The 23,173-nt window shown below is 70.8% G+C and carries 23 protein-coding genes; 13 read left to right on the forward strand and 10 right to left on the reverse strand.

The annotated features are described in order from the left end of the window. Positions 1-91 precede the first annotated feature (91 nt). From ACWGDB_RS28800 to ACWGDB_RS28830, 7 genes are all read left to right on the forward strand, one after another. On the forward strand, positions 92-892 hold the full coding sequence (locus ACWGDB_RS28800; RefSeq protein WP_453825093.1) for a crotonase/enoyl-CoA hydratase family protein: 801 nt from the start codon (positions 92-94) through the stop codon (positions 890-892). Positions 893-1,031: 139 nt separating this feature from the next. Continuing rightward, on the forward strand, positions 1,032-2,003 hold the full coding sequence (locus tag ACWGDB_RS28805) for a Zn-ribbon domain-containing OB-fold protein (RefSeq protein WP_453825094.1): 972 nt from the start codon (positions 1,032-1,034) through the stop codon (positions 2,001-2,003). Beyond that, complete coding sequence (locus tag ACWGDB_RS28810; protein WP_453825095.1) at positions 2,000-3,049, forward strand: thiolase domain-containing protein; 1,050 nt, start codon at positions 2,000-2,002, stop codon at positions 3,047-3,049. Before ACWGDB_RS28805 ends, ACWGDB_RS28810 begins: the two co-directional genes overlap by 4 nt. Further along, positions 3,046-4,212, forward strand: coding sequence for a thiolase domain-containing protein (locus ACWGDB_RS28815; protein ID WP_453825096.1), 1,167 nt, complete (start codon positions 3,046-3,048; stop codon positions 4,210-4,212). Before ACWGDB_RS28810 ends, ACWGDB_RS28815 begins: the two co-directional genes overlap by 4 nt. A gap of 83 nt (positions 4,213-4,295) precedes the next feature. After that, positions 4,296-4,538, forward strand: a complete 243-nt coding sequence (locus tag ACWGDB_RS28820) for a DUF397 domain-containing protein (RefSeq protein ID WP_363043009.1) — start codon at positions 4,296-4,298, stop codon at positions 4,536-4,538. A gap of 181 nt (positions 4,539-4,719) precedes the next feature. Next, entirely contained in the window at positions 4,720-5,625 is a 906-nt protein-coding gene (locus ACWGDB_RS28825) for a universal stress protein (protein WP_453825097.1), read from the forward strand. 169 nt (positions 5,626-5,794) lie between these two features. Then, complete coding sequence (locus tag ACWGDB_RS28830; protein ID WP_453825098.1) at positions 5,795-6,292, forward strand: hypothetical protein; 498 nt, start codon at positions 5,795-5,797, stop codon at positions 6,290-6,292. Between the two features lie 10 nt (positions 6,293-6,302). Here the strand turns inward: ACWGDB_RS28830 and ACWGDB_RS28835 are convergent, their stop codons facing one another. Then, on the reverse strand, positions 6,303-8,312 hold the full coding sequence (locus ACWGDB_RS28835; RefSeq protein ID WP_453825099.1) for an N-acetylmuramoyl-L-alanine amidase: 2,010 nt from the start codon (positions 8,310-8,312) through the stop codon (positions 6,303-6,305). Between the two features lie 164 nt (positions 8,313-8,476). After that, entirely contained in the window at positions 8,477-9,622 is a 1,146-nt protein-coding gene (locus ACWGDB_RS28840; protein ID WP_453825100.1) for an aminoglycoside phosphotransferase family protein, read from the reverse strand. 246 nt (positions 9,623-9,868) lie between these two features. Here ACWGDB_RS28840 and ACWGDB_RS28845 point away from each other — a divergent pair, with 246 nt between their 5' ends. Then, positions 9,869-11,365, forward strand: coding sequence for a DNA-binding protein NsdB (locus tag ACWGDB_RS28845; RefSeq protein WP_453825101.1), 1,497 nt, complete (start codon positions 9,869-9,871; stop codon positions 11,363-11,365). Positions 11,366-11,423: 58 nt separating this feature from the next. Here ACWGDB_RS28845 and ACWGDB_RS28850 read toward each other — a convergent pair whose 3' ends face one another. Further along, positions 11,424-12,854, reverse strand: a complete 1,431-nt coding sequence (locus tag ACWGDB_RS28850) for a PP2C family protein-serine/threonine phosphatase (RefSeq protein ID WP_453825102.1) — start codon at positions 12,852-12,854, stop codon at positions 11,424-11,426. 432 nt (positions 12,855-13,286) lie between these two features. Between ACWGDB_RS28850 and ACWGDB_RS28855 the strand changes: the two genes are divergently transcribed. Further along, positions 13,287-13,700, forward strand: a complete 414-nt coding sequence (locus ACWGDB_RS28855) for an SsgA family sporulation/cell division regulator (RefSeq protein WP_383611432.1) — start codon at positions 13,287-13,289, stop codon at positions 13,698-13,700. Positions 13,701-13,768: 68 nt separating this feature from the next. Here ACWGDB_RS28855 and ACWGDB_RS28860 read toward each other — a convergent pair whose 3' ends face one another. Further along, positions 13,769-14,866 (reverse strand): baeRF3 domain-containing protein, encoded by a 1,098-nt coding sequence (locus tag ACWGDB_RS28860; RefSeq protein ID WP_453825103.1) that lies wholly within the window; start codon positions 14,864-14,866, stop codon positions 13,769-13,771. A gap of 65 nt (positions 14,867-14,931) precedes the next feature. After that, on the reverse strand, positions 14,932-16,548 hold the full coding sequence (locus ACWGDB_RS28865) for an alpha/beta hydrolase (RefSeq protein ID WP_453825104.1): 1,617 nt from the start codon (positions 16,546-16,548) through the stop codon (positions 14,932-14,934). A 271-nt stretch (positions 16,549-16,819) separates the two neighbouring features. Here ACWGDB_RS28865 and ACWGDB_RS28870 point away from each other — a divergent pair, with 271 nt between their 5' ends. Continuing rightward, a complete protein-coding gene (locus ACWGDB_RS28870) occupies positions 16,820-17,473 on the forward strand; it encodes a chaplin (RefSeq protein WP_453825105.1) in 654 nt (217 codons plus the stop codon). A 204-nt stretch (positions 17,474-17,677) separates the two neighbouring features. Next, on the forward strand, positions 17,678-18,532 hold the full coding sequence (locus tag ACWGDB_RS28875; RefSeq protein WP_453825106.1) for a GNAT family N-acetyltransferase: 855 nt from the start codon (positions 17,678-17,680) through the stop codon (positions 18,530-18,532). 9 nt (positions 18,533-18,541) lie between these two features. Here the strand turns inward: ACWGDB_RS28875 and ACWGDB_RS28880 are convergent, their stop codons facing one another. Next, positions 18,542-19,027: a nucleoside deaminase gene (locus ACWGDB_RS28880; protein WP_453825107.1), complete on the reverse strand. Its 486-nt coding sequence runs from the start codon at positions 19,025-19,027 to the stop codon at positions 18,542-18,544. A 135-nt stretch (positions 19,028-19,162) separates the two neighbouring features. Here ACWGDB_RS28880 and ACWGDB_RS28885 point away from each other — a divergent pair, with 135 nt between their 5' ends. Then, positions 19,163-19,939, forward strand: coding sequence for a GNAT family N-acetyltransferase (locus tag ACWGDB_RS28885; RefSeq protein ID WP_453825108.1), 777 nt, complete (start codon positions 19,163-19,165; stop codon positions 19,937-19,939). A gap of 93 nt (positions 19,940-20,032) precedes the next feature. Here ACWGDB_RS28885 and ACWGDB_RS28890 read toward each other — a convergent pair whose 3' ends face one another. From ACWGDB_RS28890 to ACWGDB_RS28900, 3 genes are all read right to left on the reverse strand, one after another. Continuing rightward, positions 20,033-20,296, reverse strand: coding sequence for a GlsB/YeaQ/YmgE family stress response membrane protein (locus ACWGDB_RS28890; RefSeq protein ID WP_328429850.1), 264 nt, complete (start codon positions 20,294-20,296; stop codon positions 20,033-20,035). Positions 20,297-20,365: 69 nt separating this feature from the next. Beyond that, positions 20,366-20,929 (reverse strand): AAA family ATPase, encoded by a 564-nt coding sequence (locus tag ACWGDB_RS28895; RefSeq protein WP_453825109.1) that lies wholly within the window; start codon positions 20,927-20,929, stop codon positions 20,366-20,368. A 57-nt stretch (positions 20,930-20,986) separates the two neighbouring features. Beyond that, positions 20,987-21,583, reverse strand: a complete 597-nt coding sequence (locus ACWGDB_RS28900; RefSeq protein WP_453825110.1) for a hypothetical protein — start codon at positions 21,581-21,583, stop codon at positions 20,987-20,989. 198 nt (positions 21,584-21,781) lie between these two features. On the opposite strand from ACWGDB_RS28900, the gene ACWGDB_RS28905 reads away from it, so the two are divergent. Beyond that, on the forward strand, positions 21,782-22,549 hold the full coding sequence (locus ACWGDB_RS28905; protein ID WP_453825124.1) for an ArsR/SmtB family transcription factor: 768 nt from the start codon (positions 21,782-21,784) through the stop codon (positions 22,547-22,549). Between the two features lie 80 nt (positions 22,550-22,629). Here ACWGDB_RS28905 and ACWGDB_RS28910 read toward each other — a convergent pair whose 3' ends face one another. Beyond that, positions 22,630-23,070 (reverse strand): SPW repeat protein, encoded by a 441-nt coding sequence (locus tag ACWGDB_RS28910; protein ID WP_328429853.1) that lies wholly within the window; start codon positions 23,068-23,070, stop codon positions 22,630-22,632. Between the last annotated feature and the right edge of the window lie 103 nt (positions 23,071-23,173).

The raw sequence follows: 23,173 nt of genomic DNA on the forward strand, positions 1-23,173 counted from the left end.
GCAAAAGAATCTGACTGACTGTCAGAAAACCCTTGAAGTGCCTCCGCGCCTACTGCAACCTGTTCTCGTTCTGTAAGAGGGGAGACTGGTCATGGCTGGGACGGAACACCTCGCCGTGCGGCGCGAGGGCGCCACACTGGTACTCACGCTCAACCGGCCCGAGGCGAAGAACGCGCTCTCGTTGCCGATGCTGGTCGGCCTCCACGACGGCTGGGCCGAGGCCGACGCGGACGACTCGATCCGCTCGATCGTGTTCACGGGAGCCGGCGGCACCTTCTGCGCCGGCATGGATCTCAAGGCCCTGGCCGGAAACGGCATGGCGGGCGAGCAGTACCGCGACCGGCTCGAGGCCGATCCCGACCTGCACTGGAAGGCAATGCTCCGCCACCACCGGCCGCGCAAGCCGGTGATCGCGGCGGTCGAGGGCTACTGCGTCGCCGGTGGCACGGAGATGCTGCAGGGCACCGACATCCGGGTCGCGGGCGAGTCGGCCACCTTCGGGCTGTTCGAGGTGAAGCGCGGACTGTTCCCGATCGGCGGCTCCACGGTCCGACTGCAACGGCAGATCCCGCGCACCCACGCCCTGGAGATGCTGCTCACCGGTCGCCCGTACAGTGCCCGCGAAGCCGCCGGCATCGGCCTGATCGGGCACGTCGTACCCGACGGCACGGCGCTCGCCAAGGCCCTGGAGATCGCCGAACAGATCAACGCCTGCGGCCCGCTGGCCGTGGAGGCCGTCAAGGCGTCGGTCTACGAGACGGCCGAGATGACCGAGGCCGACGGTCTGGCCGCCGAACTCAAGCGCGGCTGGCCGGTCTTCGACACGGCCGACGCCAAGGAGGGCGCCCGCGCCTTCGCGGAGAAACGGCCACCCGTCTACAAGCGCGCCTAGCGCTCCGCCGGAGGTGCGGTTCGGACACTGCGGGCTGTGTGCGGCCGGTCGCGCCCACACGGCGGAGCCGCACAAGTCACAGCCCCGCGCCCCCCGGGGTGCAACCCACCGACCATGATCCGAAGGAGGCACGCTCTCGATGCCCGAAGTCCTCAAAGCACCGCTCGTCGTCGAGTTCCCCTTTACCCGCTCCCTCGGCCCCGTCCAGAGCGCCTTCCTCACCGGCCTGCGCGAACGCGTCGTGCTGGGGGTACGGACCAGCGACGGCCGCACGCTCGTCCCACCGGTCGAGTACGACCCCGTCACCGCCGAGGAGATCCGCGACCTGGTCGAGGTCGCCCCCACCGGCACGGTCACCACCTGGGCCTGGAACCACGCGCCCCGCCGCGACCAGCCCCTCGACACGCCCTTCGCCTGGGTACTGGTCCGCCTCGACGGTGCCGACACCGCCGTCCTGCACGCCCTCGACGCCCCCGGCCCCGACGCCGTGCACACCGGCATGCGGGTCCGCGTCCGCTGGTCCGGGGAACGCACCGGCGCCATCACGGACATCGCCTGCTTCGAGCCGTACGACGACGCCCCCGAGGGCAGCGGCCCGGACGACGGCAGCTCGGCCCAACCCGTGGATCACACCGGCCGGTTCGAGGACATGATCACCGGCATCGTCGCCGCAGCCCGGCTCGACTACACCTACTCACCGGGCCGCGCCCAGTCCGCCTACCTCAGCGCCCTGGCCGAACAACGCAACGTCGGCGAACGCTGTCCGTCCTGCCGCAAGGTGTACGTCCCGCCGAGGGGCGCGTGCCCCACCTGTGGCGTGGCCACATTGGAGCAGGTGGAAGTGGGCCCCGGCGGCACGGTCACCACGTTCTGCATCGTCAACATCAAGGCGAAGAACCTCGACATCGAAGTGCCGTACGTCTACGCCCACATCGCCCTCGACGGCGCCGGCCTCGCCCTGCACGCCCGTATCGGCGGCATCCCGTACGACCAGGTGCGGATGGGCCTGCGGGTCGAACCGGTGTGGACACAGGGCTCCCGCTTCCCCGACCACTACCGGCCCACGGGCGAGCCCGACGCGGACTACGACACCTACAGGGAGCTGCTGTGAACCGCGAGATCGCCGTCGTCGCCTTCGCGCAGACCGACCACCGACGCACCAGCGAGGAGCTCTCCGAGGTGGAGATGCTCATGCCCGTCCTGCACGAAGTGCTCGCACAGACCGGCCTGAAGACCGCCGACATCGGCTTCACCTGCTCCGGCTCCAGCGACTACCTCGCCGGTCGTGCCTTCTCCTTCACCCTCGCCCTCGACGGCGTCGGCGCCTGGCCGCCGATCTCCGAGTCGCACGTCGAGATGGACGGCGCCTGGGCACTGTACGAGGCGTGGACCAAGCTGCTGACCGGGGACGCGGACACCGCGCTCGTCTACTCCTACGGCAAGTCCTCGCCGGGTCCGCTCCGCGACGTCCTGACCCGCCAGCTCGACCCCTACTACGTCGCCCCTCTGTGGCCCGACTCCGTCGCCCTGGCCGCCCTCCAGGCCCAGGCCCTCATCGACGCCGGCGACACGGACGAACCCGCGCTCGCCGCCGTCGCCGCCCGCAGCCGCACCGACGCGACCGCCAACTCCCATGCTCAGCTGGCAGGTTCGGTGCCACAGGGGGAGTACGTCGTACGCCCGCTCCGCACCGGCGACTGCCCGCCCATCGGTGACGGTGCCGCCGCGGTGATCCTCGCGGCGGGGGAGCGGGCCCGCGAACTGTGCGACCGGCCCGCCTGGATCCGCGGCATCGACCACCGCATCGAGGCACACAGCCTGGGTGTCCGTGACCTGACCGACTCGCCGTCGACCCGTCTCGCCGCCGAGCGGGCCGGCGCGTTCGAACGGCCCGTCGACACCGCCGAGTTGCACGCGCCCTTCACCTCCCAGGAGATCGTCCTGGGCAAGGCGCTGAAGCTCGACGACGGCGTGCGCGTCAACCCGTCCGGCGGGGCCCTCGGCGCCAACCCCGTGATGGCCGCCGGACTCATCCGCATCGGAGAGGCCGCCGCCCGTGTCCACCGGGGCGAGTCCGACCGGGCACTCGCGCACGCCACCTCCGGACCCTGTCTGCAACAGAACCTGGTCGCCGTACTCGAAGGGGATCCGCGATGAGCAAGGAGCCCGTGGCCGTCGTAGGCATCGGCCAGACCAAGCACGTCGCGGCGCGCCGGGACGTGTCGATCGCCGGGCTCGTCCGGGAAGCGGCCCGAAGCGCCCTCGACGACGCCGAGTTGACCTGGGCCGACATCGACGCCGTCGTCATCGGCAAGGCGCCCGACTTCTTCGAGGGCGTCATGATGCCGGAGCTGTATCTCGCCGACGCGCTCGGCGCGGTGGGCAAGCCCATGCTGCGGGTGCACACGGCCGGCTCGGTCGGCGGATCCACGGCGCTGGTCGCCGCCAACCTGGTCGCGGCCCGCGTGCACGGCACCGTGCTGACGCTGGCCTTCGAGAAGCAGTCCGAGTCGAACGCCATGTGGGGGCTGTCCCTGCCGATCCCCTTCCAGCAGCCCCTGCTCGCCGGGGCGGGCGGCTTCTTCGCCCCGCACGTGCGCGCGTACATGCGGCGCAGCGGCGCGCCCGACACGGTCGGCTCGCTGGTGGCGTACAAGGACCGGCGCAACGCATTGAAGAACCCCTACGCCCACCTGCACGAGCACGACGTCACCCTGGAGAAGGTCCAGGCCTCGCCCATGCTCTGGGACCCGATCCGCTACTCGGAGACCTGCCCCTCCTCCGACGGCGCCTGCGCGATGATCCTCACCGACCGCGCCGGAGCCGCCCGCGCCCCCCACCCGCCCGCCTGGATGCTCGGCGGCGCGATGCGCAGCGAGCCCACCCTCTTCGCCGGCAAGGACGCCGTGTCGCCGCAGGCCGGCAAGGAGTGCGCGGCCGACGTCTACCGGCAGGCGGGGATCGCCGACCCACGCCGGGACATCGACGCCGCCGAGATCTACGTGCCGTTCTCCTGGTACGAGCCCATGTGGCTGGAGAACCTCGGCTTCGCCGCCGAGGGCGAGGGCTGGAAACTCACCGAGTCCGGTGTGACCGAGCTGGACGGCGACCTGCCCGTCAACATGTCGGGCGGCGTCCTCTCCACCAACCCCATCGGGGCGTCCGGCATGATCCGGTTCGCGGAGGCGGCCCTCCAGGTGCGCGGGCAGGCCGGAGAACACCAGCTGGAGCGGGCCAGGAGGGTCCTCGGACACGCCTACGGCGGCGGGTCCCAGTTCTTCGCTATGTGGCTCGTGGGAGCGGAACCCCCGACCTCCTGAAAGGTCCCCCTCACGTGGCCTGTCGGCACCCGGAACCGATCGCTAGGCTGGCCCGCGGACGACGAATCGGGAGGAGCACGGACGTGGCCGAGAGCACCATCCAGCAGCAGCCGATCACGGGCTGGGACAAGCCGGAGCTGGACCTCGCAGACGCCGACTGGCACTCGAGCAGCCGTGGCCTGGGGGATGTCCAGATCGCCTTTGTCGAGGGGTTCATCGCGATGCGCAACAGCGGCCGCCCGGAGAGCCCTTCCCTGATCTTCACACCCGCCGAGTGGGGTGCCTTCGTGTCGGGCGCGAGGGAGGGCGAGTTCGACCTGACCTGACATCGTGGACGCAGGCGAGCCGACGGGCGGTCGCCCCGCGCGTCGGCCGCCTTCAGGCCGATCCGGGGGTGTTCCGCCCGTTTTTCCGGACACGCGACCTTGAGAACGCCCCGTGGGCCGACGCCTGAGCCAGGCTGGCCCCGGAAGCGGGACGGGTCGTATTTCCGGAGGTGAGGAACCCATGAGCACCCTGCCGGTCATCGCGGCGGTCGACGGCTCGGACGACAGCCTGGTCGCCCTGGACTGGGCCTTCGAGGCCGCCCTGGTGCGCGAGGCGCCGCTGCGGGTGGTCCATGTGCAGCAGTACGCCGCGTGGGCCCAGCCCGTCGCGCTGCCCACCGGGCGGCCGGATCCGGAGGATGATCCGGTTCTCGAGCGGGTACGCCGGTATCTGGAGGGGAGAGCCGAGCGGCCGGCGACGGAGTACCTCGCCCTCGGGGGCGCTCCCGCCGCGATGCTTGCCGAACTGGGCTCCACCGCCGAGCTGTTGGTGCTCGGCAGCCGGGGTCGCGGCGGCTTCGCCAGCCTGCTGCTCGGCTCCAGCGGCATGGCCGCCGCCCGCGATGCCGGATGTCCGGTCGTCGTGGTCCCCAAACCGGGACGCGAGGTCCACGACGACACGCCGATCCAGCCCGGCCCCCGGATCGTCGTCGGCCTCCAGGTCGACAGCCCCGACGACACCACCCTCGCCTTCGCCTTCACCGAGGCGGCCCTGCGCGGCGCCCGGCTCCAGGTCATCGCCGCATACAACTGGCCGCTGCACGTCTGGACGGCAGCCACCGCCCAGATCGTGCCCCCGTCCGAGGACCAGGACGCCGTCGAGGCCGAGACCCGCACCCTCGCCGAGGGCTCCCTCGCCCAGCACCGCGAGCGCCACCCCGAGGTCCACACCAAGGTCCACATCGCCCCGGGCGACGCGGCCGGCCACCTCGTCTCGGCGTCCAGGGACGCGGACCTGGTCGTCGTGGGCCGCCATCGACGGCGCCTCCTGGCCCCCGCCCGCATGATCGGCTCGGTGACCCACGCCGTCCTCCTGCACACCGCGAGCCCGGTCGCGGTCGTACCGCCCCCGCCGCCGGAGGAGTGAGGGGCCCGCTGAGCGCAAGGGGATCCGAGCCCCGTCATGTCCCCCGCTCCGGGCGGCACCACGGTCTCGTCGTGAGGCAACTCGGGAGCCCCTGTCCACCGGCCAGCTGGCACGCCTCGAACCCACGCCCGCACGTCACGCAACAGGCCCGGCCACGTACCATGGCGACATGTCGTTCCTCCGCCGCCGCAGCGCCACGCCCGCCGGGCCCGACTTCGACGTTCTGGCCATGGACCCGGGCGACTGGCCCGGCAATCTGGGCGCCGGGCTGCTGCCCGCCCCGGACGGCAGCTGCCAGGGCGTCTTCCTGCGCTACGACCTCTTCGGCGGCCGCGGCCCCGCGATGATCATCGGCAATCTGCCGGAGGGCTCACCGGCCCGCGAGGTCGACGAGGACGAGATCCCGTTCGAGGTCGCACAGCTGCTGCTGGCGCTGGAGAACGACGAGGAGATCACCGTCGTCGGCAGCGAGGACGTGCCGGTGATGCAGGGCGACAACCTCCTGATCGTGCGCCGCCTGAAGCTCTCCGAGAGCCGGATCTCCTGCGTGCAGTTCGACCGCAGCGACAACGTCCTGGTCACCATCGCCGCATGGGACCGCCCCATCACGGACGACCTGTACGCCCTTCTGAAGCCGCTGCCCGCGGAGCTCTTCCAGCAGGGCTGAATCGTCCCGGCTACGACCCCGAGGCCAGCTCCCGTACGTCAGCCGCCCGCACGTACGCGACGCGGTGCCCGAACTGGATCTCGTAGTACATGTCCTTCCCGGTCACGACCCGGTGCGAGGCCGTGTCGAAGGACACCGCGTAGTAGTACTCGCCCGGCACCTTGGCACCGACCACGTACCGCTGACCCGCGGGCAGGGTGTACGGCAGCGGCGACACCGCCTGCGCCGGTACGCCCGACGGATAGGCGGAGGCCTCGGGGTAGGCGCGTCCGTACACCGGGACGCTCTGCGCGCCCTTCTTGGGCGTCACCACGCGGCCGGCCGCGTGCACCGCGGTCGGGTTCGTGGCCGGGTTCTTGAACCAGGCCTTCTGGCCCAGGTACCAGATCGCCGTCCAGTCGCCGTCCCGCCCGGCGACCGCGTACTGCTGGCCGGTCGAGACCCGCGACGACAGATCGTTGACGCCGGTGGTCGGGGCCGAGCCCAGGCCGACATCCTTGATCAGGGGATACGACTCGCCGGGCCCCGAGTACAGCCGTACCGCGCTCGAACCGTGGTCCGCGCACGGCTGGCCCGCGGACACACAGCCCGTGTACCGGGGCCGGTTGGTCGCGTAGTCGGGGCGGATCGTCACCAGACCGCCCTTCGAGCTCGCGGTGGGCACCAAGGGGCGGCCCAGCAGCTCGAAGTAGTGCCGCCAGTCCCAGTACGGTCCCGGGTCGGTGTGCATGCCACCGATCGTCGACGAGGTCGGACCCGGCACGGTGTCGTGGCCGAGGATGTGCTGCCGGTCCAGCGGGATGCCGTACTTCTTGGCGAGGTACGTCACCAGGCGTGCGGAGGACCGGTACATCGCCTCCGTGTACCAGGCGTCCGGCTTAGCCAGGAAACCCTCGTGCTCCAGCCCGATCGACTTGGAGTTGATGTACCAGTTGCCCGCGTGCCAGGCGACGTCCTTGGCCTTCACATGCTGGGCGATGTGGCCGTCGGTGGAGCGCAGCGAGTACTGCCACGACACGTATGTCGGGTCCTGCACCATCTTGAGGACGCCCTCCCAGGCGCCCTCGGTGTCATGGATGACGATGTTCTCGATCTTCTGGGACGCCGGCCGGTCTCCCAGGTCGTGGTTGCCGTAGTCGCTGTCCCCGAACTCCTCGTACGGCGCCGGGATCCACTCGCAGGACACCGTGGGCGGGCACTCCGTCTTGGCGGCGCCGGGCTTGCGCAGCCCCGCCCGCCGCAACTGCCCGGTGTCGGGCGCGAGTCCCGGATGGGCGGCCAGGGACACCAGTTGCCCCGCGTCCGTGTGGCGCTCCTGTCCGGTGCGCAGCACGTCGAAGACGTCGTTCGCGTACGCCGCCGCAGCCGCCGTGTCGTCGGCGCCGGTGAAGCGGGCCACCGCGCCGTACCACTCGGCCGGGTCGGAACTCAGCGGTTCGCCCAGCTCCTGCTGCGCGGCGGCGAGCAGGGCGGCACCGCCGGCCACGTTCGCCGCCGGGTCCGTACGCAACCGCTCCGCGCTCAGTCCGGTCAGTTCCGCAGCCTTCGGGAGCGTCCTGAGGCGGGCCGGGATCGTGGCCGGCTCCGGCGGCTTCGCCTTGGGGAGCAGGGGCGGGCGGGCGCTGTCGCCGCGCGCGTCCTCCGAGCCCTCACTGTGATGCGGCGGCGCATCGGCGAGGGCGGTGCGGACGTCGGTGAGGTGCATCGGGCCGTAACCGCCGGTCACACTCGGCGCGCCCGCGTGCGCGTCCCAGCGGGACTGCAGGTAGGAGACGCCCAGCAGGACGCTCGGCGGCACGTGGTACTCGGCGGCGGCGGACGCGAACGCCGACTGCAGGCCGGTCTCCGAGCTCCCGGCATCGGACGGCGCCGCGCCGAGCAACGGGAACAACAGGGTCGCAGCTGCCAAGGCGGTGACGGATCCTCGCAAGGGAGCCTCCAGGGACGGTCGGGCGCGATGAGCCGTGCGGGGGCCGGGCGTGCGTCTGTGGTACCGGCTGTCCGACGATCCGTCAATCATGCCAATGAACAGGCGAATTCCCTTGTCAACCGGGATTCCCGGGAGTTTCGTGGTGGCGGTCTCCTGGCCTGCGGGGCGTCAGTGGCGTATCCCAATGACGCCGTTCACACGAAAGCCCGCGGTGCGCCGCTGTCTCCAGGGCGCACCGCGGACCACCGTCCCCGTCAGCGAGTGCCGACCGCCGCGCGCACGGCCCGCCGGGCCAGTTGGCAGTCGTCGTGCAGCCGCCGCAGCAGCAGCCGCTGTTCCTCGCCGGACGGCGCAGCACCCGGGTGGGCCACTCCCGGTGCCGCCGGGGTCGGAGCGTCGTGCATCGAACGCTGCACGGCCGTCTCATAGGTACGGATCTCACGGGTCAGCACGAGCATCAGGTTCACCAGGAACGCGTCCCGTGACGCCGGACCCGCCGACTGGGCGATCTGGCTGATCTGCCGGCGGGCCACCGGCGCGTCCCCGAGTACCGACCACAGCACCGCCAGGTCGTAGCCCGGCAGGTACCAGCCCGCGTGCTCCCAGTCCACCAGCACTGGACCGGCCGGTGAGAGCAGGATGTTCGAGAGCAGTGCGTCGCCGTGGCAGAACTGGCCCATGCCCTGTCGGCCCGCGGTCGCCGCGATGCCGTGCAGCAGCTTCTGCAGATCCCCCATGTCCCGGTCGGTGAGCAGTCCCAGCTCGTGGAACCGGGAGATCTTGGCCGCGTAGTCCAGCGGCGCGTCGAACGTGCCCGCCGCCGGCCGCCACGCGTTGAGCCGGCAGATCGCGCCGAGTGCCGCCCGGATGTCCGCACGCGGCGGCGTCTCCAACGGGTGCCGCTGCAGTGCCGCCACCCGGCCCGGCATCCGCTCGATGACGAGGGTGCAGTTGTCCGGATCCGCTGCGATCAGTCTCGGCACGCGCACCGGAGGGCGGTGCCGGACGAACGAGCGGTATGCCGCTATTTCGTGGCGGATCCGCTCCGACCACTCCGGGGAGTGGTCGAGTAAACACTTGGCGACGGCCGTGCTGCGCCCGGTCGTGCCGACCAGGAGGACGGACCGCCCGCTGCGGCGCAGCACCTGCACCGGAGCGAACTCCGGGCAGATCCGGTGCACCGACGCGATCGCGGTGCGCAGCTGGGCGCCCTGCGGGCCGGACAAGTCGAGTCTCCCGCTGAGCGGTTGGGTGCCGAGCCCCGCGGCGCGCGGCGGCCGGCCCGCACCGAGCACGGGGGCGGGCGCCGGCCGCGCGGGGGCGAGGTAGGGGCCGCTGCCCGCCGGGCGGGAACGTAGCGACCGGGGCGGGGCGGACACGGAGGACGATGCTGCGTACATGGGAGAAACAGATCCCTTCGTGTGCCTGCGACGACAATGCGCTGCCCGATCCGGCCGCCCGGGTGCACCCTGGGGAATGCACCAGCCATATTCCAAAGGGCGACCGGGTCGGGGTGGCGCGTTCCTACCTGACACCCGATGCGCAGTGGCACACCATCTGGCGCACCCTGGCGAACCCTGGCGAATAGTCGCCCGGCATCTTTCACCGGGCTACTGTCAACTCAGCCGAGAACCTGGGGGCTTGACGTGAGCGGAGAACCCAACACCCGCCTATCGGACCTGTTCGGCCTGGCCGGCTGGTCCAAGGGTGAACTCGCGAGGCTGGTCAACCGGCAGGCGGCGGCCATGGGCCACCCCCAGCTGTCGACCGACACCTCGCGGGTGCGGCGGTGGATCGACATGGGAGAGATCCCGCGCGATCCGGTGCCGCGGGTGTTGGCAGCCCTGTTCACCGAGCGTCTCGGCCGTGTCGTGACCATCGAGGACCTCGGTCTGGTCCGGCACGGGCGTGCGGGGAAACGGCAGGACGGCGGGAGCCTTGAGCATCCCGACGGTGTGCCGTGGGCGCCCGAACGGACCGCCGCGGTCCTCACCGAATTCACGGGAATGGACCTCATGCTCAACCGACGCGGCTTGGTGGGCGCGGGTGCCGCGCTCGCCGCGGGATCCGCACTCAGCAGCGCCATGCACGACTGGCTGCACACCGACCCGGCCCTCAAGGCCGACGCCCCCCAGTTCGACGACCCCCTGCACGCCGACCCCGCCGGGTTCGACCGCTACGAGGCCGCCCCCATCGGGTCGCAGGAGATCGAGGAACTGGAGCGCTCGGTCGAGGTGTTCCGGGCCTGGGACGCGGCCCGCGGCGGCGGGCTGCAGCGCAAGGCAGTCGTAGGCCAACTCAACGAGGTGGGCGGCATGCTCGCCTACCACCACCCCGAACATCTGCAGCGGCGCCTGTGGGGCGTCGCCGCCAACCTCGCCGTCCTCGCGGGCTGGATGTCGCACGACGTCGGCCTGGAGCCAACGGCCCAGAAGTACTTCGTCATCGCCGCCCATGCGGCCCGTGAGGGCGGCGACCGGCCCCGCGCCGGAGAGGCGCTCTCCCGAGCGGCTCGCCAGATGGTGCACCTCGGCCGGCCCGACGACGCACTCGACCTCATGAAACTCGCCCAGTCCGGTTCCGGTGAAGAGGTACTGCCGCGCACCCGGGCCATGTTCCACACCATCGAGGCCTGGGCGCAGGCGTCGATGGGCCGCGGCCAGGCCATGCGCCGCACCCTGGGACGGGCGGAGGACCTCTTCGTCTCCGACAAGAGCGACGTGCCGCCCCCGAGCTGGATGCAGACCTTCAAGGACGAGGATCTGTACGGCATGCAGGCCCTGGCCTACCGCACGCTGGCCGAGTTCGAGCCGGGCGCGGCCGCGCACGCCCAGCACTTCGCGGAGAAGGCCCTGGCGCTGCGCGTGGACGGGCGCGAGCGGTCGAAGATCTTCGACCATCTGTCCATGGCGTCCGCCTGCTTCATCGCGGACGACCCCGAACAGGCCGACCGTTACGCACGACTGGCCCTGATGTCGATGGGCTCCAACTCGTCCGGCCGCACCTGGGACCGGCTGCGCCAGATGTACCGACTCACCGCCGAGTACTCCAGCTACCCGAAGATCCACGAACTGCGGGAGGAGATCCAGTTGGCGCTGCCCAGGATGAAGAAGTCCGGCGGCGGCAACAGCGCACGGGCGTAAGGGGACTGTGCGCTGAGCCCTTCCCGGAAGTTCCGGAACGTCCTGGGCCGCTGAAGTTCTAGGACGTCACCCTGGCCACGAGCACGCAGGCGTTGTCCTCGCGCTCGCTCTCACCGAACTCCTCGATGACCAGCCGTACGCAGTCCTGTGCGGTGCCTGCCTCGCCGATGCGGGGGCCCAGGCCGAGGAGGCTGTGCACGGAGTCCGCTGCGCTGTGCCCCGGCATCAGTCCGTCGGTGTGCAGCAGGAGCACGTCGCCCACCTCGAGGGTCTCTTCGGCCTGCGCGTAGACGGCACCCGAGGTGGCGCCGAGCAGGACGCCGTCCGGCGCGTTCAGTATGCGCCCCGTCCCGTCGCGGAACAGTAGCGGGGCGGGGTGTCCGGCCTGTGCCCAGACCAGGGTGCGGGTCTCGGGCCGGTAGCGGCAGCAGACTGCGCTGCCGAGAGCCGGCTGGACGGTGGCGTCGAGTAACTGGTTGAGCCAGGACATCAGTTGGCCCGGCTGGGTGCCGGCCATCGCCATGCCGCGTACGGCCCCCAGCAGGGTCGCCATGCCGGAGGCCACGGCGACGCCGTGTCCGGTGAGGTCGCCGACGCTCAACAGCGTTTCGCCGTCCGCCAGTTCGAGCGCGTCGTACCAGTCGCCGCCGATCAGCGTGCCCGTCGACGACGGCAGGTGCCGGGCTGCGAGGTCCAGTGTCCGTGGGCCCTGGTGCGGGAGCCGCAGGGAGCCACGCCACGGCGGCAGCACGGCCTCCTGCAGCTCGACCGCGAGCCGGTGCTCGGTCTGTGCGTGGTGCCGCTCGCGCTGGAGCGAGTCACGGGTCTCACTCACCGCACGCCGGCAGCGGCGCAGTTCGCTGACGTCCCGCAGCACGGCCCACATGGAGGCGGTGCTGCCGTCAGTGTCGAGCACGGGCTCGCCCATCATGTGCACGGTCCGGGCATCGCCGTCCGGTCGTACGATCCGGAACTCCCCGTCGATGGGCTTGGCGTCGATGAGGCAGTCGGTCACCATCGCCGTCAGCTTCGACCGGTCCTCGTCGAGCACCAGGGACGGCAACTCGTCAAGGGTGAGGGGCGGAGCGGCGGGGTCGCGCCCCAGGATCTCGTAGAGCTCGCCGGACCAACTGGCCTCGTCCGTCAGCAGGTTCCACTCCGCGCTGCCGACCCGGCTGAGGAGTGAGCCGCGCCGGGGAGCGGGCGGCACGGCCCGGCCTGCGGGCGCGGCCTCGGGCGCCGGGGAGGCGGGAGCCGGGCCGTCCCGCAACTGGGCCAGGTGCTCGTCGAGGTCGTTGAGGTGGTGCAGCGCGAGATCGCACAGGGCCCGCTGCCACCGCTCCTGCGGGTCCGAATCGTCGCTGTGCGTGTCCCGCCGTACGGCGTCGACGTCGCCCTTGAGCCGTCGCGTCTGCGTTATCAGTGCGTCGACCGAGCCGCGTCCGGGCGGCTGAGCGGCGGGGCGGTCCGCAGAGAGGTGGGACGGCATGACGCACTCCGATGCGGGGACGGTACGACCAAGGCTGACGGAAGGACCGTTACGACTGTCGCACAGCCCGCGACGCCCCGTAAGGGATTTGGCAACACCCGATTCGGTGGTGCGTCCGGCATATGCCAGAGTCTTCACGGAGGGCTCATCCAATACGGATGGTGTACGACACCGGGTGGGTCAAGTCGTAGGCGGCGTACGCCACTTGGCGGTCCGTGCAGGCGATTGTGCGGCGGTCATTCGGATGTTCGACGGTCGCATGTTCTAGGGGTGGGGCGGCGACGGGTGCTCCTCGCGGGGTTGCACTCATCGGTAGTGATGCAGGTCACAAAAATGATGTCCACTTGGACGTAATGCGAAGGGCACTTGCGGGGTCGTAAGAGGACAGCGGCAAAACCGAGCCCGACCGCCGACCCACAGGGGAGACCGCCCATGGACATCGCCCTCGAGCAGCCCGCCCACGCCCGTCTGATCACCGGCGACGAGCGCGAACTGTCCGTGCCCGCCACACTGCGCTACGCCTCCACGGACCCGCTGGCGGTGTACATCGACTTCCCGGGCGACGTCTCCCTCGACGGCCACGGTGCCACCTGGACCTTTGCGCGCAGCCTGCTGGAGGCGGGGCTGCGCGGGCCGGCCGGGGACGGGGACGTGCACATCTGGCCGTGCGGCGAGGAGCGTACGGTCGTGGAACTGCACTCGCCCTACGGCATGGCCCTGCTCCAGTTCGACACCGCCGCCCTGAACCGCTTCCTGCTACGGACGTACGCGGTGGTCGCGTCCGGCGACGAGGACCTCGGGGCGGTCGTGGAGCGTGGCCTGAGCGCGCTCTTCGGCAGCGTATGACGTGAGCGCACCGCGCAGCGTGCGAGGAGGCCTACGGGCCGCCGCTGTGCCTCCTCGACGCTCCGGCGTCAGTACCGCAGCACGCCCGCGATCCCCTGGGCGTCGATCAGCGTGCCGTCCGGCACGAAGCGGACCTCGGCACCGGTCTCCAGGCACTGCTCGACGATCTCGTCCACGATGTCCTCGCGGGCGTCGAGGTCGCCGCTCTCCGCCGGGATCAGATGGTCGCCGTCCTCGCCGCGCACCGTCACGCGGTAGTTCTCCTCGACGGCCAGCAGCCGCACCCGGCCCTCCCGCGCGCTGCGCCACACCTCGTCGACGCCGGCGGCGAACGCCTTGCGGCCGAGGGCGGTTTCGAGTTCCCGGGCCACGGCGTCGGTCCCCCTGCGGTTCTCGGCGGCGATGACCGGCCGGACCGCCTGCCACACCGCCTCGCGGGTGCCGTGCGCGAGCCCGCCGTGGGGGACGTGCACGGCGGACTTGGTGATGCCGCCGATCTCGTCCAGCAGGGACAGCGCGGCCGGCTCGCCGGTGACGTACAGCTGTCCCGGGTTGTGCTGCAGAACCGCGCCCAGCGCGGAGTCGGCCTCCTTCAGGAAGTGGCGCGTGTCCTCGTCGCGGAACTTGCTCGGCACGTCGCCGATCTGTTCCTGGCGCTCCGCGTCGAAGTTCTGGATGTCCCGGGTCAGCGGGAAACCGCCGACACGGGCCTCGGTGACGCGGTCCAGGGCGCCGTGCCACAGGGTGACCCGGTCCACGGAGACCGAGAGCACCCAGAACGGCCGCTCGGCGGCCTGCGCGGAGACGAGGTTGCGGGTCAGGAAGGTGTCCGAGAGCACCACGCGCTCGGGCACGGTGCGGGCGACCGACCACACCTGGTGCTCGCCCGGAGCGGCGAAGATCACCAAGCCGTCCTCGGCGTGCGTCAGATCGATCTCGGCGAGGGCCTGGTCGAGCTGCCGTCCGACATCGACCCGGCGCTCGCGGGTGACCGAAGGATCGGCCTCCAGCTGTTTCTTGGCCTCGGCCACGACATTGCGCAGCCGGACCTGGTCCTGGGCCCGGTAGGGCTCCCGGGGATGCGTGGGCGTCAGCACGGACACGGCCGGATAGGGGCGCGGGCGCCGCAGCTCGGAGAGGGTCGTGGGACTGAGTGCGTGCTCCATAACAGCACGATAGGGCCGATTCACCGATCGGGCATTAGGGGCAATCCATCACCCTCGTCCCGGATCTACTCCCGGCGCTCCTCGGGCCCGCAGGAGCTGCCGTCGGCCGGCAGCGTGCCGTACAGCAGGAAGGTGTCGACCTTGCGGTGCACGCACTTGGAAGAGGCGTATCCGGTGTGGCCGCTGCCCTTGTTGTCGAGGACCACGGCCGACGGGCCGAGTCGCTTCGCCGTCTCCTCGGTCCAGCGGTAAGGAGTCGCCGGGTCGCCGCGGGTACCCACGAGGAGCATCTTCGGCGTGCGTACGTCCTTCACGTCGTCGCGGATGAAGTCCGTGCCCTTGGGGCGGCCGTAGCACATCAGCACCCCGGTGAGCCGGTAGGGACCGAAGACCGGCGACGCCTGCTCGTACTTGGCGCGCAGGCCGTCGAGACCGTCGACGATCTCCTTGCCGGTGGGGCGGTCGGGGTCGTCCGCGCAGTTGATCGCCATCAGGGCCGCGGGGAGGTTGTCGAGGGGGACGTCCTCCTCGTCGACCAGGCCGCCGTCGGGCTCCTCCGACTCCTGGGGGTCATCGGTCTCCTCGGGGTCGTCGGTCTCCGCGCGCCGCCAGGGCGCGGCACCGCCGGCCGCGAAGGCCTCGATGGCGTGGGTGTCGCCGTCCTCGACCAGCGAGGCCAGGGCCCGCTCCAGGGAAGGCCACATCTCCTCGCTGTAGAGCCCCTGTCCGATGGCGCCGACCAGGTCCTGGCCGGTGAACGGCTCGCCGAACGCCGACGGAACCGGATTCTCGTCCAGCGAGTCGACGAGTCGTACGACCTGCTTGCGGGCCTCGCGTGCGTCCTGCCCGAACGGACAGGCGATGTCCTGCACACACCAGTTGATGAACTCGTCCAGCGCCTGCTGCTGCCCCTTGGCGCTCGCTACGCCCTGTTCCATCAGCGACGCGGTCAGCGTGTCCACGCCGTCGAGCACAAACCGGCCGACCTTGTCGGGGAATTGGGCGGCGTACACCGAGCCGAGCCGTGTGCCGTAGGAGAAGCCCAGATAGTTGAGCTTCTTGTCGCCGAGGGCCGCGCGCATCACGTCCATGTCGCGCGAGGCGTTGATCGTGCCTATGTAGGGGAGGACGGGGCCGGAGTGCCGAGCGCACGCGTCGGCCGCCTTCTTCAGGTCGGCGAGGACGGACTGCGGATCACGGCCGAGCTCCGTGCCGTCCTCGGCCATGTCGATGTTCTCCTCGCCGTCCCCGCAGCTGACCGGCGAGGACCTGCCGACGCCGCGCGGATCGAACGTCACGATGTCGTAGCCGTCCGTCAGCTCCATGAACTCCTTGCCGCCGGTGGCGAACTGGGGGACGCCGGCACCGCCCGGCCCGCCGAAGTTCACCAGCACCGAGCCCTGCTTGTCGCCCGTGGCCCGGTAGCGGGCGAGCGCCAGGTCGAGCGTCCCTTCCTCGGGGCGGGCATAGTCGAGAGGGACGGTGACCTTGCCGCACTGCATGTCCTTCGGTCCCTCGCCCGGACACTTCGCCCAGGTGACCTTCTGTCGGTAGAACCGCGTGAGGTCGGGCTCGGAGCTGTCCGTGGCCGCAGGCAGCCCCGTGCCGAGCAGGGCCAGGCCGACCGCGCCGGTCACCGCGCAGCGGCGCAGCATGGGCCGCGTTGACAGGTGGGCAAGCATCGATGCCTCCAGGGACGCCCGTCGCGGACCGGTAAACGGCGTCCTGGCTCACGATAGGCGGGCCCCGGAATGCACGCCTCCGGACGTGCGGGACCGCTCGTGCGGGCGTACCCTGTGCCCCTTTCGTTGCCGGTGGAAGTTTTTACCGCTAGTTCGACAACCCTGACGCTCGATGGGGTGAATGGCCGATTAGCCATAACTCGGATGGTTCGCCTGCGTTTTATCCGATGCGGGCGAGTGCCCGCGACCATGTCTGGAAGGCAGGGAACCTATGAGACGGGTTACCCGATACGGTGTGATCGCCGTCGCCGCCTCGGGCGCGATGGCTGTGACGTTCCCGGCGTATGCCGACTCCGTGGCGAATGGTGCCGCGGCCGACTCGCCGGGGCTTCTCTCCGGCAACACCGTTCAGCTGCCGGTGCATGTGCCGGTGAACGTGTGCGGGAACACCGTGAACGTGGTGGGGCTGCTCAATCCGGCCGTCGGCAACACCTGCGTCAACGAGGACGGTGGCAAGAAGGGCGCGAAGTCGCACAGCGGGGCTTCGGCCCAGGGCCGCGGAAAGGATTCGTCGGGCATCGCGTCCGGCAACGTCGTGGAGCTCCCGGTTCACGTCCCGGTGAACGTCAGCGGCAACAGCGTGAACGTGGTCGGGGTCGGGAACGCGGCCATCGACAACGAGTCGGTGAACGGTCCCGGTGACCGCCCTTCCGACACCACGAAGCCGGCGCCGAAGCCGGCCCCGCCCCGGGCGCACCAGCCCCGGCCGGCGCCGCCCGCGCCCGTCCCGCAGGGGGAGCCCGAGGGCACCCTCGCGCACACGGGTGCGGACCAGGCCCTCGCCGCGGCAGCGGCGGGCGGCACGCTCCTCGTGGTGGGCGGAGCCGTACTGTACCGGCGCTTCCGCCCGCAGGCGGTGAGCTGACCCGCGCCTCACGCGCGGCAGGGAAGGCCCCACCCCGCGGGCGGTGGGGCCTTCGTCATGCGCACATCCGTCCGGACGGCCACCTGCGCGGGGCAACGGCTTGATCATGCCGTGACGTGCTCCCCGAAGATCCGCGAGGATGCTGTGGGCGCGGGCGATCACCACGCCCGCACCCCCCGAACCCGCACGGAACGGAGCACTCCCATGGCGTCCCCGGCCCCCCAGGACCTCGTGATCACGCAGGCCGGCCTCGACGACTGGCCGGTTGTCCGCGGATGGGCCGTCCACGAGGGCTGGAACCCGGGGCTCGCGGACAGCGAGGCATTCTTCGCGCAGGACTCCGCGGGCTTCTTCATCGGCCGGATCGACGGCGAGCCCGTCTCGGCGATCTCCGTCGTCAATTACGGAGCCGACTACAGCTTCCTGGGCTGGTACCTGGTCCGCCCCGACGTCCGCGGCCAGGGCTTCGGCCTCACCACCTGGAAGACCGCGCTGGCGCACGCGGAGAACCGCACGGTGGGCCTCGACGGCGTCGTCGACCAGCAGGACAACTACCGTCGCTCCGGCTTCGAGCTCGCCCACCGCACCTTCCGCTTCAGCGGAGCCGCGCCCGCCGCCCAGGTCCCGGCGGACGTCCGCGCCGTACGGCCGGAGGACCTGGCGGAGATCACCGCGTACGACAGCGCCTGCACCCCCGCCGACCGCCCCCGCTTCCTCGCGCACTGGCTCACCGGCCAAGGACATCACGCCGTCGTCCGCCGCACCGGCGGCCGCGTCACCGGCTACGGCGTGATCCGCCCCGGCCACGACTGCCCGCGCATCGGCCCGCTCTTCGCCGACACCCCCGAGGACGCGCGGGCCCTGTTCGCCGCCCTGACCGCCGAGGCGGCCGGCCGCGAGGTCGCCGTCGACGTGCCCGAGACGAACCCTGCGGGCGTCTCTCTCGCCGAGGAGGCAGGTTTCACGCCGTCCTTCGAAACCGCCCGCATGTACACCGGGCCGGTGCGGCCCTACGCCCAGGAGCGCGTCTTCGGCGTCACCACGCTGGAGCTCGGCTAGCGGCCGGGCTCAGCCCCGAGGCCGGTGGAACCGGACGTGCAGCGCGCGGACGTCGTCCGTGAGCTCGGGTACCGGGCCCTCGACGGTCACGCCCGGTGCGACCTCCTGGATCGGCAGCGGCCGTACCGGTGCGGTGGGTACGCCCAACTCGGCCAGCCAACCGGTCAGTTGCTCCGACGAGGCGACGTACACGATGCGTCCCAGGCCGACCCAGGCGTGCGCGGCCGCGCACATCGGGCAGTGCTCGCCCGAGGTGTACACCGTCGCGGCCGCCCGTTCCTCCGGCGTCATATGGGCCGCGGACCAGCGTGCCAGCTCGAACTCGGGGTGCCGGGTGCGGTCGCCCGAGGCCACTCGGTTGTGGTCCTCGGCGAGCACCGTGCCGTCCGCCCCCACGAGCACCGAGCCGAACGGCTCGTCCCCGGCCTCGAGAGCCTCGGTCGCGAGTGCGACGCAGCGGCGCAGATGTGGCAGTTCGGTGTCCTTCGCGGCCATGGTGTACGGGCCCTCCCAGCGGTGCGGCTTTCCCTGCGCACCCCAGCTTCGCTCACGTACGGCCGGACGGCGAGGAGGTACGGGGCACGTCATAAAGGTGTTGCCCCGGCAGCGGCCCGGTGATGAGGTCACCCCATGGATCATGCCGCGGTGCTCGCCCTCTTCGACCGGGACATGCGCGAAGGCGCGCGGCCGGACGGCCCCGACGCCTTGGTCGAGCGGGTGGACGGAGTCGTGCGCCAGGTGTCGTCAGCGCACGGCTGGAACGGCATCCTGTGGTCCGACCTGGACGAGGTGAGCGTCGACGGGGCGATCGGCGGACAGATCGCCCACTTCTCCGGGCTCGGGCGCGAGTTCGAGTGGAAGCTCTACGGCCACGATCTCCCGGTGGACCTCGGACAACGGCTCAGGGACGCCGGCTTCGTGCCCCAGCCCGAGGAGACGCTCATGATCGGCGAGGTCGCCGACCTGACCCTGGACACCGAACTCCCGGCAGGCATCCGCGTCCTGCCCGTGACCGACCGGGCGGGCGTCGACCTGGTGACCGAGGTGCACGAGAAAGCCTTCGGCACCGACGGCTCCGCGCTCCGGCACCAACTGCTCGGCCGGCTGACGGCCGCCCCGGACACGGTGGTCGCCGTCGTCGCGCTGGCCGGTGACACTCCGGTGAGCGCCGCACGGATGGAACTCGTGCCGGGGACGCGGTTCGCCGGGCTGTGGGGAGGCGGGACCGTCGAGGGCTGGCGGGGCCGAGGCATCTACCGCGCACTCGTCGCCCACCGCGCCCGCGCCGCCGCGGACCGCGGCTATCGGTACCTCCAGGTCGACGCCATGCCTACGAGCCGTCCCATCCTGGAACGGCTGGGCTTCGAGCCGCTGACCACCACGACGCCGTACGTGTTCACACCGTAGCGGCGCGGCTCGCCGCGACGGCCTCGCCGCCCGTGCGGGCCGTCGCGGGAATCGCCTGAACGTCAAGCTGCCCCTTGTCCTGGGGGTACGGCGTCAGCGGCGCGCCTTCGTCCGGTCCAGTGCGGCGACGCCGAGCGCGGCGAGGCCGATCTGGATGAGCCACTCGACCCAGTCGACGCCGTCGGTGTCGCCCACGTCGAGGCCGGCCGCGATGGCCGAACCGAGCAGTGCGGCCACGATGCCGACGAGGATCGTCCACAGAACTCCGATGCGCTGACGGCCCGGAATCACGAGCCGACCGAGCACACCGATGATGATGCCGATCACGATGGCACTAATGATGCCCGAGATCTCCATTTCGCCCCTCTTCCTCCTGTCCCCGCACAGGTTGAGTTCCCCCTCCGGGCATGGACAGTCCGTTCCGGTTCAACCAGTGGCCGACGCCCCGCCAACTCCGATGTCGGCCCAGCCGGTGACGGCCACCACCTCCGAGGCGATGTCGATCACCGAGCGGCCGTCCGTCACCACGCGCACCACACCCATCGGCGCCCGCTCCTCGAGAAGCCGCGCCTTGCGCGCGCTGCTCCTCATCTCGTGCTCCAGCTCGGAGCCCAGTTCCCGCCCCGCCAGCCGCTGTTCGGCGGTCTCGTCGGTGGCGGTGAGCAGGACCCGTACGAGCCGTACGCCGTCACCCATGGCCTGCCGGAACATGGGCGTGGCCTCGTCGAGCACGCTCACCGTGTTCGTGTAGACGAGACGCCGGTATCCGAGGGATGCGTAGTTCCCCCACACGGCAGCCAGGTTCCGCTCCGTGACGCGGGTCCGGTGCGCGTCGCCCGCAGGCGCCGGATGGACGGCCCCCATGTAGTCACCGTCGATCACCGCATGCGCCACTCGCGCATCCCGCAGCCGAGCCGAGACCTCCCAGCCGACAGTCGTCTTTCCGACCCCGGCCCTTCCTCCGATGAGCAGTACTTCCGCCTGGTCCATGCAGGAAGGGTGCCCGGGTGCGGGGATTCATGGCGAGGCGTTTTGGCTCGGTCCGGGTCAGTGCCCGTTCAGCCAGGACCTCAACTCGCCGTCCGGCTGCAGGGACACGTGCAGGCCGTTGTTCTCGCCGTGCGCGGCGTGGCCGTTGGCGACGAGGGTGTCGAGGTGGGCGGTGCCTGCGTCGATGTCGGCCTCGTAATGGTGGTCGGCCAGCCTGTAGAGCTTGGCCTTCGTCTTCCCGTCCGCCAGCGTCGGCGCGGCGACCAGGACGCGCTTGGCCACGGGCTTGGGCTTCGGCTTGGCCTGCTGGACCCAGGAGACCTTGCCGTTCGGGTGGAGGGTGACGTGCAGCCCGTTGTTCTGGGCGTAGGCGGGCCTGCCCTGGGTGTACAGGCTGCCGTACCGGGCGCCCTCGGCCCAGAGTTCCGCCTCGTAGCGATTCTTGCCCGTCCTGTAGACCTTGGCCCGGCTGACCTTGTCCGCGAGCTTCACCGTTTTCACGTGGACGCGCTTGGCCTTGGTCTGGTGCGCCACGGACCTGACGGTCGGGGTGGCGGCCGCGTCCACGGCGAAGGTGCCGGCGGCCGAGATGCCCAGCGCGGTGGTGACGCCGGTGGCGATGAGGGCGGTGCGCAGGGTGCGGGGAGCACGCATCAGTGGATCGTCCTTCGGTGGGGTTCGTTCGTGCGATGCGTTCGAAGCTACGGATTCCTCATCAAGGGCTTCCATATGTTCTGTAACAGGCATTCGGCATCTATAGGTCAAAGCGGGTAAGGCGACTCATCTGCCCCGATTGACATGCAGGTAATTACCTGCATAACGTTGAGTGTGCGATCAGAGAATGACCCCGAGATGGACCAGGTCTTCAAGGCGCTGAGCGACGGAACCCGCCGCCGACTCCTGGACCGGCTGCACGAGGACAACGGGCAGACGCTGGGTGAGCTGTGCGCGCGTATCGACATGGCGCGCCAGTCCGTGACCCAGCATCTGGCCGTCCTGGAGGCCGTCAACCTGGTCAGCACGGTGCGGCGGGGGCGGGAAAAGCTGCACTACCTCAATCCGGTCCCGCTCCACGAGATCCAGGAGCGGTGGATCGACAAGTTCGAGAGCCCGCGCCTGCGCGTGCTCGGGGCAGTGAAACGACGAGCCGAGGAAGCCATGACCGACAAGCCCGCGTACGTGTACGTCACCTATATCGAGAGCACCGCCGAGAAGGTCTGGGACGCCCTCACCGACGCCGACCTGACCGCCGCCTACTGGGGCCACAGCAACGTCTCGGACTGGCGGGCCGGTTCCCGCTGGGAGCACGTCCGTACGGACGGTTCGGGCATCGCCGACGTGGTGGGCACCGTCGTGGAGAGCGAGCGCCCCAGCCGCCTCGTCACCACCTGGGTGGCGCCCGACGAGGAGGGGCAGGAGGACAAGTACTCCCGGGTCACCTTCGACATCCAGCAGCATGCCGAGATCGTCCGCCTCACGGTGACCCACGAGGACCTGCCGGACGAGAGCGCGCGTGCCGACGTGTCGTCCGGCTGGCCGGCGGTGCTGTCCAACCTCAAGTCGCTCCTGGAGACCGGCCATGTCCTGCCCCAGGAGCCGTGGTTGATGCCGACCCGGTGAGCGGGGTCGCCCGGAGGTGGACGCGCGAAGGCCGGACCGCGGGCGCGGACCGGCCGACGTGTCCTGCTCCTGGTCTGCCGCTACGGCCTCGGAGTGCTCTTCGCCGCCGTGCCGGCGCACACCAGCCCCAGGATCACTGCCAGCGCGCCGATGATGATGTTGTTCACGATGACGCCCGCGTCCGGGCTCTCCCCGACGACCCACGGCGCGATGATCATCCAGACGCCCATCGCGCAGAAGGCCCAGCTGAGGCCGTACATGCGTTCCGGTGCCCGGGTGAATCCGAGGGCCAGCAGGCCGATCGCGATACCCATGATCAGGTTGTGGGTCACGAGTGCCGGCTGGCTCGTCGTGTAGTGCAGTATCCAGGGGGATGCCGCGCAGTACAGACCGAGCAGGAACACCGGTCCGTCCACGAGCGCCACATCGCGACCGCCGAGCATGCGGGCGTAGCGGTCCCGCATTTCGGATACATCAGGGTGAGCTGTGATGTCACCTCTGGTGGGCGAGACGTTGGCCATGACTCGTCTCCTTTGACTCGCAGGCCTGACCGCGTCTGGTGCGGTGTGCGGTAAGCGCCGCCTCAAGTCATTCTGCGCTTATTTTTTCTTTATGTGTAGGGCT

The organism is Streptomyces sp. NPDC055013 (genome assembly GCF_053608645.1).